Annotated in this window: 13 protein-coding genes and 2 pseudogenes; 6 read left to right on the top strand and 9 right to left on the bottom strand. The window is 59.0% G+C overall.

Annotation, left to right across the window (positions count from 1 at the left end; all coding sequences use genetic code 11):
• Positions 1–404: 404 nt before the first annotated feature.
• The 6 genes from NKH52_RS30020 to NKH52_RS29995 form a co-directional block, all read right to left on the bottom strand.
• Complete coding sequence (locus NKH52_RS30020; protein ID WP_352736014.1) at positions 405–1,322, bottom strand: NADP-dependent oxidoreductase; 918 nt, start codon at positions 1,320–1,322, stop codon at positions 405–407.
• A gap of 76 nt (positions 1,323–1,398) precedes the next feature.
• On the bottom strand, positions 1,399–1,920 hold the full coding sequence (locus NKH52_RS30015; protein ID WP_352736013.1) for a DUF3788 domain-containing protein: 522 nt from the start codon (positions 1,918–1,920) through the stop codon (positions 1,399–1,401).
• Positions 1,921–1,982: 62 nt separating this feature from the next.
• Positions 1,983–2,672: an FMN-dependent NADH-azoreductase gene (locus NKH52_RS30010; RefSeq protein WP_352736012.1), complete on the bottom strand. Its 690-nt coding sequence runs from the start codon at positions 2,670–2,672 to the stop codon at positions 1,983–1,985.
• A gap of 44 nt (positions 2,673–2,716) precedes the next feature.
• Positions 2,717–3,262, bottom strand: a complete 546-nt coding sequence (locus NKH52_RS30005) for a carboxymuconolactone decarboxylase family protein (RefSeq protein WP_352736010.1) — start codon at positions 3,260–3,262, stop codon at positions 2,717–2,719.
• A 34-nt stretch (positions 3,263–3,296) separates the two neighbouring features.
• Positions 3,297–4,040 (bottom strand): nitroreductase family protein, encoded by a 744-nt coding sequence (locus tag NKH52_RS30000; RefSeq protein ID WP_352736009.1) that lies wholly within the window; start codon positions 4,038–4,040, stop codon positions 3,297–3,299.
• Positions 4,041–4,153: 113 nt separating this feature from the next.
• Positions 4,154–5,125, bottom strand: coding sequence for an AraC family transcriptional regulator (locus NKH52_RS29995; RefSeq protein WP_352736015.1), 972 nt, complete (start codon positions 5,123–5,125; stop codon positions 4,154–4,156).
• 150 nt (positions 5,126–5,275) lie between these two features.
• On the opposite strand from NKH52_RS29995, the gene NKH52_RS29990 reads away from it, so the two are divergent.
• Positions 5,276–5,536: a hypothetical protein gene (locus NKH52_RS29990; RefSeq protein WP_352736007.1), complete on the top strand. Its 261-nt coding sequence runs from the start codon at positions 5,276–5,278 to the stop codon at positions 5,534–5,536.
• A gap of 299 nt (positions 5,537–5,835) precedes the next feature.
• Here NKH52_RS29990 and NKH52_RS29985 read toward each other — a convergent pair whose 3' ends face one another.
• The gene (locus tag NKH52_RS29985; RefSeq protein WP_352736006.1) at positions 5,836–6,036 is read right to left on the bottom strand and encodes a hypothetical protein; all 201 of its coding nucleotides are present in this window, start codon (positions 6,034–6,036) and stop codon (positions 5,836–5,838) included.
• The gene (locus tag NKH52_RS29980; protein ID WP_352736005.1) at positions 6,020–7,135 is read right to left on the bottom strand and encodes a Fic family protein; all 1,116 of its coding nucleotides are present in this window, start codon (positions 7,133–7,135) and stop codon (positions 6,020–6,022) included. The genes NKH52_RS29985 and NKH52_RS29980 overlap by 17 nt, the downstream gene beginning before the upstream one ends.
• A gap of 333 nt (positions 7,136–7,468) precedes the next feature.
• Between NKH52_RS29980 and NKH52_RS29975 the strand changes: the two are divergent.
• The 4 genes and pseudogenes from NKH52_RS29975 to NKH52_RS29960 form a co-directional block, all read left to right on the top strand.
• Positions 7,469–7,753 (top strand): annotated as a pseudogene (locus tag NKH52_RS29975) (DoxX family protein); the annotation flags it as partial.
• Between the two features lie 51 nt (positions 7,754–7,804).
• A pseudogene (locus tag NKH52_RS29970) lies at positions 7,805–8,088 on the top strand (FAD-dependent monooxygenase); the annotation flags it as partial.
• Between the two features lie 74 nt (positions 8,089–8,162).
• Entirely contained in the window at positions 8,163–8,561 is a 399-nt protein-coding gene (locus NKH52_RS29965; RefSeq protein ID WP_352736004.1) for an MAPEG family protein, read from the top strand.
• Between the two features lie 29 nt (positions 8,562–8,590).
• Positions 8,591–8,968 (top strand): cation:proton antiporter, encoded by a 378-nt coding sequence (locus NKH52_RS29960; RefSeq protein WP_352736003.1) that lies wholly within the window; start codon positions 8,591–8,593, stop codon positions 8,966–8,968.
• A 414-nt stretch (positions 8,969–9,382) separates the two neighbouring features.
• Here NKH52_RS29960 and NKH52_RS29955 read toward each other — a convergent pair whose 3' ends face one another.
• The gene (locus tag NKH52_RS29955) at positions 9,383–9,640 is read right to left on the bottom strand and encodes a DUF982 domain-containing protein (protein ID WP_352736002.1); all 258 of its coding nucleotides are present in this window, start codon (positions 9,638–9,640) and stop codon (positions 9,383–9,385) included.
• 278 nt (positions 9,641–9,918) lie between these two features.
• Between NKH52_RS29955 and NKH52_RS29950 the strand changes: the two genes are divergently transcribed.
• Positions 9,919–10,659: a Crp/Fnr family transcriptional regulator gene (locus NKH52_RS29950; RefSeq protein ID WP_352736001.1), complete on the top strand. Its 741-nt coding sequence runs from the start codon at positions 9,919–9,921 to the stop codon at positions 10,657–10,659.
• Positions 10,660–10,705: the final 46 nt, after the last annotated feature.

Genomic DNA, 10,705 nt, shown 5'->3' with positions numbered 1-10,705 from the left:
ATCAGCGTCTTTTTTTGTGACTGAGCTTCTCGGCGTGGACGAACTCCCACACCGAGCGGTAATCGACCGCAAGGCCGCGCTCGGCGCATGATTGTTGGGTGCCAATTGGCAACTTCGGCCAACAGGAAGCGGCAGAGTTGATCTCAAAAATACGATATCAGACGCGTTGCCGCCCGGCGGGCTTTCGGCCGAGACAGGCTGTCCGCGATTGGCATTTGATTGCGGGAAACTGCCGTTCTGCGAGAGCATAAACGCTCTCACCGACATGACCGACTGCATCACCGCGCATCTTGTAGGAAGCCTCCAAGCAACTCACGTGAGGGACCAATCTGCCAAGATGAATCATGGCAGGGCGAGCGCTGCGAATACGCTTGATGCGCGTGCCCATCATCATTGCTGAGCATTCACGGACGAACGCGGATAACCGTCTTTCCCGTGCGTCGCTCGGTCGAGTTGAAGGTGACGACGGCATCATCCAGGCTCGATACCTTGCCGATATTCGTCCGCAGTCGTCCATCCCGGATTCGCTGAACTATCTCAGCAAGCTGGGTTCGATCAGCCTCGACGACGAAGTCCACTGCCAGGCCATCTGCAGGTCGAATATCCGTTGGTCCGACGACTGTCACAAGCGTTCCTCCGGCCCGGACCAGCGTTCCGGACCGCTTCTGAACATCGCCGCCGATGACATCGAACACCAGATCGACACCGCCGACGTCTTCCAGCGTGTCAATTCCGAGGTCGACGAATTCATTTGCGCCGAAGTCGAGCGCCTTCTGGCGGTCGGCGGCGCGTCCGGTGCCGACGACATAGGCTCCGGCCTCCCTTGCAAGCTGCGCCACCATCGAACCGACGGCACCGGCCGCGCCATGCGCGAGAACGCTCTGCCCCGCCCTCAGGCGGCCATGCTGGAACAGTCCCTGCCAGGCGGTCAGGCCAGAGATCGGCAGGCTCGCACCCACCGAGAAGTCGACGTCGCCGGGCAGTGGCGCGAGGTTGCGTGCCTCCATGGCGACATACTCGGCGACCGTGCCATCGCGATGCCAGTCGGCGAGGCCGAACACCCGCTGACCGATTGACAGCCCCGTAGTGCCGTAGCCGAGCGCAATGACCACACCGGCCAGCTCATGGCCGAGGATCGACGGGGTCCGGTCACGGAAGGCTCGATCGGCCCAGGTCGAGGGCCACTCCAGTTCGGTGTTGACGAATCCCGCCGCATGAACTTGTACGACGACATCGTTTATTGCCGCCTGGGGCTCGGGCCGCTCCACCAGCTTCATCCCGGCGGTTCCTGCAGCCTGGTCCGTCACTACGATCGCTTTCATGGGAATTGTCTCCTTAGTGATTTGTTGGTTCGGGGTAAATTGCAGGCGTGGAAGGTCTTTTCTTTCTCTCACGCAGTTAGCTATCGGCTCGACGCCTTCGCGACGACCTTGATGATGAATTGCTGTGTGATGCCGACGAGACACCTGGCGGGCGCTTCATAGTCAGAAGCTTCGTTAAATCATGCAGATCATCTGCCGATGCGATGGCAATCGTCAGCCATTTTCCGTCGATGTATGTGTTGGCTTCATCGTAGAGCTTGACCAATTGCGGGCGCCAGACATAGCGCCGCTCCTCAAACTTCTCTCGTTCTGCTCCCCCCATGACCACGACAGCCGAAAACCGCCGGTATTCCGGCACTAAGGTGCAGAACGCTTTGGTCTTCTTGTAGCGCAGGGACCAACCCCGGTTCTTGCCACCGTAGAGCCAGTCCGGCGCGAAAACTCCAAGGTAGTCTTCGTTGATCCAGTTCCGCAGTTCGGCCCAATGCTCGAACGCCTCTGGTCCGATCCATTCGCGGACGGCGTTGTTATCGGGCGGTGCTGATTTGCCGGTGATCCTGTCGCCGAGTTGAGGAAGCGTGCCGGTTGGTAGAATCATCAAAAGACCTCATGTTAATAGTCCGGGGGCGGCCGGAGGGTTATGATGCGGGCGGCGCGCGCTCAGAATGCTCCTAGCGCGATGCTCTCCAGAGCAGGGGAACATCGCGAGAGCACCGCGGGGCGACAGTGGACGCCTCGAAACTCTCCCATGACCGTCAGGTCGAGCGCGGCGAGCGCCTTCTCCCTTGCGAGTGCCGCCTGATCCCGGTCGAGGAACGCGGTGGCCTGTAGGGAGATAAATTGCTGGGTCTTAAGCCCAATGGAGCTAAGTGCCAGCGACAGATAGGGCGTGAGAAAGTCCGGCTGGTTGGCTCGATCACCGGTAAAGATGCCACCGGAAGCGACGCCGATAAACACTGGACGGTCCCGGAGCATTCCCACCTTCCCGGCCGGCGTCGACTTCATCGTGCGACCGACGCGCAGGATTTGATCGATCCAGGCCTTGAGGACCGAGGGAATGGTGAAGTTGTGCATCGGTGTTCCGATGACGATCACATCGGCCGCTTCGATTTCCTGGATAAGCGCCTCGGAAAGATCCAGAGCGCCCTTCAACGGAGCCGCCAAGGTGGCCGGCGACGACAGTGTGACCGCGTAGTCAGCCTCGGCGTGAGGCAAGGGTTCAGTCCCTAAATCACGCCGAGTGACATTGGCACCGGGCGCAACCTCGAGAAGCATTTCGACAATCGCCGCCGAAAGCTCGCGGCTACGCGATTCTTGACGCGGACTGGCATCAATATGGAGAATGTTCATGTGATTGTTCCAACGGCTTCACGAGGTTGCGGCAGGGACGGAGCTCAGATCGAGCCGGCCGGGGTAACGGCGGGAAAGTCCTTGTCGTGATCAAACACGTTGTTGAAGAAGTTCGTCAGCGAGTACATGGCCACCAGCGCGACGATCTCGATGATGTTCGCGTCGGTGTAGCCAACCTCGCGGACAGCTTTCAGATCGTCGTCACTGACGTGCCCCCGGGTCACGATGACTTTGCGCGCGAACTGCAAGGCTGCGTCCCGCCTGGGGTCGTTGGCGTGACCCTTCCGAGCGAGAATGACGTCATCCGCCGGCAACTTAGCCATATGCTCGGCCGTGAAGCTGTGAACGGTCAGGCAGTAGTTGCAGCCGTTCACCTCGGAGACCGCAAGGCCGATGCTGTCGCGTGTCTTCACGTCCAGCGCTTTGCTCAGGGAGCCGAGCAGGGTGGCCCACGCGTTGAACGCTATAGGGCTCTGCGCGAAGGCCGCCATCATATTCGGGGTGAACCCGATGTTCTTGGTGAAGGCCTCGAGAGTCGGCTTCGATTCAGCCGGCACCTGTTCCGGCCTCAAAACAGCAGTTCTTGCCATCATATTCTCCGTAAATTGCTGATTTGATGAAGGATTACGCGAAGTCCAGAACATCGGCCACCGGCATGCGCGGCTTCTGCGGCCAGTTGCCAGCTCGCTCCGGCCCGACGGTCAACAGCATGACCGGCACTTCGTCTTCGGCCAGGCCGAACTCGCTGTGCACCGCCTCTGCGTCGAAACCGATCATCGGCGTCGAGCCCAGACCCAGCGAGCGGGCAGCGTAAATGATCGCCGCGGTGCCAAAGGTCGCGGAGCGTACCGCTTCGTCGCGCTGCCGCTGGGGCTGATCGTCATACAGTCCACGAGCGGGGATTTCCCATTCCGGCACCAGGTGCGGCGGCATGATGCCGGCCTCCACTACCGGTGCCAGGCGGTCAGGGATGGTGCTGGCATCGGCAAGCTGGCCGATGATGATGAAAGTGACAGCGGCGTCGGTGATCGCGGGCTGGTTCCAGGCGATCGGACGCAGCCGTGCCTTTGCCTCAGGCGTTCGCACGGCGATAAACCGCCAGTTCTGCAGGTGGAACGATGTCGGCGCGGAAGTGCCGATCCGCACCAGGTCGTTAATCTGATCGTCGGTCAGCGTGGCGGCAGGGTCGTAGTACTTGGCGGCACTACGGCTCAGGATGGTTTCGATGACGGCGTTCGTCGGCGTCGGTCGCGTGGGCGAATGGGAAGATTGCGGTGCGAGAATGTTTCCGCTTGTCTCGGTTCGCGCGTTGATTTCGGCGGCTGCGCCGGTTGCCGGTTCGTTGGCGGCGATGCTGATGCAGTTCATTGGGTGGCTCCCTCATCAAGTGATTACGGAGCTCAATCTACGGCCAAAAGTGCAAATATCGAGACTTGATTGCCTCAATATGATCCCCAAAAGGATCAATGCGCGTATGGATCCTAACCCGCGCGCGCCTCGCTTTTCTGTGCGAGGCGGCGCCATTCTCCCGGCGTCATTCCCATCCGTTCGGCAAACACGCGGCGGAAGGCCGAAACGGATTGATATCCGACCGTTTCGGCTACAACCTCAGTGCTGATTGCTGGCTTCTTCAACTCGTTGGCGGCCAGACTCATGCGAAGATCGGTCAGCAGGTCGAGAGCGGAGCAACCAAGCCTGGCTTGAAAGTGCCGCATGAACGTTGCCCGAGACATGCCGCACAAGTCCGCCAAATCAGGCAGCTTCCAGGACCGCGCTGGATCGGCAAACAGCGCCGCTATTGCTGGAGCCAATCGCGGATGGCCGGCCAGGGCTAACAAACCCTCGGGCGCTTTCTCTGCTTCGCTTGCCGAGCGCAGTACCAAGGTGAACAGGGCCGAAGAAAGGGCGTTGAGAATAGCCCGTCCTCCCGCTCTGTCTCCCACGGATTCCATTCGCATCAGCCGCACCAGGCTGGCCAGTTGGCTGGAGGCGGAGTCGATACCGTCTTCCCCACGGCTGTCCATGGCCCGCGCCACCAGATTCGCAGGCATGTAATTGCGGATCAACCGATCATGGGGCGGCGCGATGAAAAATCGTCCGCACAACAGATCGAGTTGCTCGCCCTCCTGGCCATCGTTCTCGCTCAGCATCCATCCGGCAGACCCCCAGCGTTCGTGGGTACGGATTGGTGTTTGCCCGCTACCGTCGTGCAGCACGTGCGCCGCGCCGTGAGGCAGCAGCACAATATCTCCGCTCACCAGCTCCCTTGCTGCTCTCGTCTCCGGATCCTCCAAAATGGCCCGGCCCTTGACTATGATGTGGTAGGGAATTTCGTTCGCGGCAGCCTTGCTCCAGGCAACGCGCCACGGCGCACCGTAGGCGCAACGGACCTCAAGCTGGCCGGTGACGGTAATGATTTGCAAGAGATGGCTGAGCCAGTCCACTTCAGACATAGGACCTCGTAACCGGAAATGGTAGAACGTCTTATCGCAATTGTGTATTTGATCTACTCGTCGGTAGTGGGTCAGTTTGAAATTTGACCCGCCGTCAATCGGTGTCAACGGACTGTCGCGCGACATGCCGAACTCCTATATGCTAGCCGAATGATGATGCCAAATCAGCGCTATCGGTTCGTGCCGCCCGGAGGCGACCACACCTCCCCAATCTTGATTGTCGGCTTGCAGGACTATTCACCGGGCCAGCAACACAAGGTCGATGTCTGGCGGTTTGAAGTGCCGGCGGCTTATCAAGATGCCCTGCCTGATGGAACCGAATGTGATTCCTACGCCGCAGCCTGCGGCCTCGTAGCGCGGGTATATTTTGATGGCGATGTGGCAAAGACGTTAGGCGCAATACGACCATGAGCAATCCCAAGCGCCCGCGCGACCCGAACCAGTTGGCGAAGTCGATTGTCGATCTGGCTACCGGCGAGGCAGAAGATAAGAAGCCGCTCGCCAGTGCCCGCAAGGGTGGGCTTATCGGGGGCAAGGCCCACCGCTGCCGTTCTAGCAATCTCCGAACGCTGTTCCGGTGTGAGTGCCTTTAGGCGGTCCCGCCACTGCTGGTGCGTGAGCGCCTCGCCGACCATGATATGAATCTCGCGCGACATGCCCAAGATATACACGTCGGTCTCGCCGGCCTTGAGGCTGTAGTCCCAGTGTACTCAGTTATCGCTGTCATCCTTGCGCAGGAAGTCTTGAAAACCGTTCGGTTCGCCAAAGCGAGCTTTCAGATAACAGTAGATGTCCACCGGCCTAAGCCGTGACCTGACCGCGAGAATAGCGCCGCCTTTCTTCTTCTTAGGTTTCCTGTCGCGCGTAACCCATTCCACCACCTCCTGATGGGATTTACGGGCGATCGTCACGAATATTCAGCGTGTAACGTGTGTGTCGGAGTTCACCGGTTTTTGTTAGCGCACCCTTGGCGACTAAGTCCTGTAAGTCCCTAGTTGCCGTCGCGCGCGATGTCTGGGTGATGGCGAGGTAGTTTTCCGCGCTGAGGCCGCCTTTGAAGCCGTCAATCCCTTCCCGGAACATTCGGGCGACGACTTTTTCCTGGCGCTCGTTGAACTGACCCCGATGGTGCTCGTAAAACTTGGCCTTGGCGACGGAAAACTCGACGCGGGCGAGCGTTACGCGCTGCGCTTCGAGGATCGTGGCGGCGAAGTAGAGCAGCCAGCCGGTAATCGCATTGCCTTTGTTACTGGCTTCCAAGCTGTCGTAGTAGGCCTTACGGTGACGTTCGATCGTATAGGCCAGTGCGATGAGGCTAGGCTCGCCAAGATTTTGCGCCAGCGCCTTTTCGCAAAGGGCACGTCCTATGCGGCCGTTGCCGTCTTCGAACGGGTGGATGCTTTCAAAATAGAGGTGCGCGATGCCGGCGCGCGTCAGCGCGGGAAGCGGCGTCTTGCCTTTGGGAGCGGTGTCATCGAACCAGATCGTGAAGGCGTCCATTTCGGCCGTCACGCGCGATGAGGGCGGCGCCTCGAAATGCACTTTGGGCTTGTCCAGCCGATTGGAGACGATCTTCATCGCATTGGCATGCTGGCGATAACTGCCGATAGTCTCGATGCGCCGTTCACCCGACATTACCATCTTGTGCCAGGCGTAGAGGGTGCGATGCGAAAGCGGCTCCGCAAAATGCAAGTACACGTCGGCCATCATTTCGGAGACGCCTCGCTCCGCTGGAGGAATGCGTCTATTTTCACCTCCAAGCCCAAGTTGCTTTCGTAAGGACGATTGCAGGCTCTCGCGGTTGAGGTATTCCCCTTCGATGGCGGATGTCTTCAAGGCCTCTTCGCTGATTAGCTCGATGCGGATCTGATCGCGATCCTCGGAACCGACGTGACGAAAGACGCCGAGGAACTCGCCCGATCGCAATAGGAACTCGCTTTCCAGCGGGTCCAATGCTATCTTGTCGTAGGTAAAATGCGGCCAGTCGGCCTGCTCCCAATTCCATGCCATGAGCTATAGAACGCCTTGCTATAGCTCACGATATTGAAAAAAGTGAGCTATAGCAATCTTATCTATACCTCAGTCGGGCATGCGGCGATGCCGAATGCGGGCTGAATGATACTGGACGCTGGCGGCAACGCGGGCAGGTACCGCCCGCAGGAAATAAAGCCACAGCAGCCAGACACGCCACTCTGACCAGAACACCATGGCCGGCCGTAACCAGTGGTAAGTTGGCGGGGAACGGGCGTCTGACACTACAGTGATCAGTCTTAGGGTAACCCGAACACACGTCGACCGCTTCCGTGGTGATTCCGCAAACGTATTCTCCGACCTCTTCCCGGCGCCGCGAAAGCCATGGCGGCACTCGGCGTGAGCCTGCCGCTTCTCGTGGCCACCATAGGGCTGCAGCTGGGTGCAGGCCTTTCCGTCGGCCTTGGCTTGCTGACGCGCCTGGGCGCGGTTTCGCTCGGACTGTTCTGTCTGGCAACGGCAGCCCTGTTCCACACCAACTTTGCCAGTCAAAATGAACTGCTGCATTTCGAAAAGGATCTCGCCATAGCGGGCGGAATGTTCGTCCTGGCAGTCGCCGGCGCCGGGACGATATTCCTCGATTGGGTCCTGAATGGATTCATGAAGCACCGGCAACAGGAAGAGAGAGAGAGAGAGAGAGAGAGAGACGGTTGCCACGCTCATAGCGACGACACAGGTGTCGATGTCGACCTCAACGACGGTCGGCCGCTGCGGGCGGACTATCTCGTTGGATGCGATGGCGGCCGCAGTCTGTCCGCAAGGCCGCAGGCATCTCGTTCCCGCGATCGGATACGACAACCAGCAACCTGATCGCCGAGGCCACGCTGGCCGAGGATCCGCCGGAATAGGGGACCCGCCGCGACGCTCTAGGCACCCATTCCCTCGACAGGGTGGAATACGAAATCCGCGACGGCGAGGTGGTCTACGCGGACTGTTACGGCAATTGCAGCTTGCCAGTTGCGACCACCTTTGCTTGCCTACCTGTTTCGCGATGAGAGAGGCAATCATGGAACGGTACTTCTTGGTGGCTATTGTGACGCTGCTTTGCAGTCTGATGTTGTTTTCGATGGCGCTGACAGTCGCCAGAACTCATAAGAGAACGGGGCTTCTCGCCCCGACCATGACCGGCGATCCACTGCTTGAACGGACTATCCGCGCCCATTCAAACTCGGTCGAATGGCTGCCGATCTTCCTGCCGTCGATGTGGCTTTTCGCGGTCTACTGGAGCGCGTCATGGGCGGCTGTATTGGGGCTGCTCTGGATAATCGGAAGGATTGCCTACTTCATCGGTTACAGGTCGGCGCCGCTGAAGCGGTACCCCGGCTTCTTTATCCAATCGATCGCCGCCTTCGCGCTGCTCTTTGGCGCTCTCGGGAGGATCATGTATCTAATGATGCCGGGATAAGTAAGGCGCTCAGCCTCTGCGACTCACGAATGTCTGCCAGTCAGATCGGCCTCATCCTGCTCATCGCATGTGTCGTGGCGATGATTTCGCTGCGCCTGCAACTGCCTTACAGCGTTGGGTTGGTGGCCGCAGGAACCGGCCTGGCGCTTTTGGGTCCGATCAACCTGGCACTGAATCCGGATTTGATCTTCACGCTTCTGTTACCTCCCCTGATCTCTTTGAAGCTGCGCCGCAGCCGAAATGGAGGCCGTTTCGCAAATCTCCTGTTAAGCCTGACACTGGCCTTTCCAGGCGTGCTTTTGACCGGTGCGATTGTCGCCACCGGGGTGCATCTAATAGTCGGCTGGAATTGGCTGGGCGCTTCTCTGTTTGGCCCTCGATTGCCGCCACCGACCCGGTTTCTGTAATCGCCGCCTCAAGGAGATGAAAGTCGAGCCCCGCCTCAGCCTGCTGGTAGAGTCTGAAAGCTTGCTCAATGACTGTGCTGCGGCCGTCGCCTTTGCTGTCCTTCTGACAGTTGCCCAGGGATCAGAGGTGCAGGCGGCTGCCATTGGACGCTCGCCGATCCCCTGGCTTCTGCTTCGGTGGCCCATGAGAAACCCCGAACATCGAAGTCCCCAAGACCCGTGCCCCTAGCATCGATCTCGCCGTTTCTTCTAAGCCCCGGTCCCCTACCCGGATGGTTTTCCTTAGGGATGTCTTAAGTGGCACCTGATCTGACCCCTGAGGGAACCCCCTAAGTGCCACCCGATAGCATCCCTTAACTGCCCCCGGAGTTCTCCCTCAAGGTGCAGCCGAGGGGTGCTTAGTGATAGAGGGACCTAGTCAGCCCCTTCATGAGCCGTTCGGAGCTTCCCCTCCTCCATAGCAGCAAGCCGAAAGCACCTCCTGGCCTCCTGAGGTGTCGCTTCATTGGCAAGAGCGGCGTGACAGGCGCGCACGGCAACGGTCCACTTAGGTCCCCGCTTTGTCCATTCGAGAAGATGCTCGGCAGCGGATTCCACGTTGCTGACGCGGTCGGTTAGGCCGGTCTGCTCGCGCCTGATGGGCACCGGAGGGGAGAACCAGTGAAGTGGCATAATGAAAATTTAATGAAGTGTTCAAGAATTGGTAGAAGCAATACGACGTAATCCGTGAATTGTTGGTTCCGTACCAAACAGCGTTTTGTACGATTTCAACTCTACTCGTCGCGCAGGTGTTCGGTATTGAGTGGGTGGGGGACTACCCAGGTGCACCGATTCGCTATCCGCTGTCATTATCGCGCAATAGGACCAAGGGTCATTGGATCGTCTGCACGTTTCTACGGGCGCGGACGGCGAGGAGATTGGAAAGCTCTTGCCCCAAGCGGGATTGAGCCATGACCAATGCAGAGAACGACTCCTACAAAAATGAATTGCTGCGTCGGCTTGACCCTGGTGACCTGGGGCTTTTGCAGCCACATTTTGAGCGATGTGCCCTCAATTTGAAAATGAACCTGGAGAAAGCCGATTCCGACATCGAGACGGTTTACTTCCTGGAGGACGGCATCGCTTCGGTGGTCGCCACAACCTCAGCAAAGGAAGCCGAGGTGGGGCTTATCGGATTTGAAGGAATGACTGGTGCCGCGCTAGTCATGGGGGCTGACTATGCCCCCCACGAATGCTACGTCCAGTCGCCCGGCAGCGCTTTCCTGATTGGAGCTGAACCATTCAAGGCGGCTCTCGCGAACAGCCCCACGTTGCGACCGTTCCTTCTGCGCTATGTCCAATGTTTTCACACACAGACCAGCTATACGGCCCTGGCCAATGCGAGAGCGGATCTTCAGGAGCGTTTGGCACGATGGCTTCTAATGTGCGATGATCGGGTCCACGGTAACCCCCTTTCAATAACCCACGAATTTTTGTCCATCATGCTCGGAACAAGGCGCCCAGGGGTCACAATTGGGCTGCAAATGCTGGAAGGGCTGGGTCTTATCTACTCTCGACGTGGCGAAGTGTTAATTCGAGACCGCGACGGCCTTAAGGCGTGTGCGGACGGCTTCTACGGTCGGCCGGAGACCGACTATGTTCGGTTGGTTGGTCAAATCGCCAATCCCTCCCAGACCCGACGTAGACCGTAGGGTTGAACCAAGGTCGCCATCATTTGAACCTTCCGTAGGTGAGCCT

The sequence above is a fragment of the Mesorhizobium sp. M1066 genome, from assembly GCF_040318635.1.
In the GTDB taxonomy this organism is placed as follows: Bacteria; Pseudomonadota; Alphaproteobacteria; order Rhizobiales; family Rhizobiaceae; genus Mesorhizobium.
The sequence above is the reverse complement of the archived record's forward strand: the minus strand, read 5'-3'. Positions and strand labels throughout refer to the sequence as shown.

Bases quoted from the DNA above. Each gene is read 5' to 3' on its own strand.
- NKH52_RS30000 (WP_352736009.1), bottom strand. From the start codon at position 4,040: ATGAACTGCATCAGCATCGCCGCCAACGAACCGGCAACCGGCGCAGCC.
- NKH52_RS29965 (WP_352736004.1), top strand. From the start codon at position 8,163: ATGGAACGGTACTTCTTGGTGGCTATTGTGACGCTGCTTTGCAGTCTG.
- NKH52_RS30020 (WP_352736014.1), bottom strand. From the start codon at position 1,322: ATGAAAGCGATCGTAGTGACGGACCAGGCTGCAGGAACCGCCGGGATG.
- NKH52_RS29955 (WP_352736002.1), bottom strand. From the start codon at position 9,640: ATGCCACTTCACTGGTTCTCCCCTCCGGTGCCCATCAGGCGCGAGCAG.
- NKH52_RS29960 (WP_352736003.1), top strand. From the start codon at position 8,591: ATGTCTGCCAGTCAGATCGGCCTCATCCTGCTCATCGCATGTGTCGTG.
- NKH52_RS29980 (WP_352736005.1), bottom strand. From the start codon at position 7,135: ATGGCATGGAATTGGGAGCAGGCCGACTGGCCGCATTTTACCTACGAC.
- NKH52_RS30010 (WP_352736012.1), bottom strand. From the start codon at position 2,672: ATGAACATTCTCCATATTGATGCCAGTCCGCGTCAAGAATCGCGTAGC.
- NKH52_RS29990 (WP_352736007.1), top strand. From the start codon at position 5,276: ATGATGATGCCAAATCAGCGCTATCGGTTCGTGCCGCCCGGAGGCGAC.
- NKH52_RS29995 (WP_352736015.1), bottom strand. From the start codon at position 5,125: ATGTCTGAAGTGGACTGGCTCAGCCATCTCTTGCAAATCATTACCGTC.
- NKH52_RS30005 (WP_352736010.1), bottom strand. From the start codon at position 3,262: ATGGCAAGAACTGCTGTTTTGAGGCCGGAACAGGTGCCGGCTGAATCG.
- NKH52_RS29950 (WP_352736001.1), top strand. From the start codon at position 9,919: ATGACCAATGCAGAGAACGACTCCTACAAAAATGAATTGCTGCGTCGG.
- NKH52_RS30015 (WP_352736013.1), bottom strand. From the start codon at position 1,920: ATGATTCTACCAACCGGCACGCTTCCTCAACTCGGCGACAGGATCACC.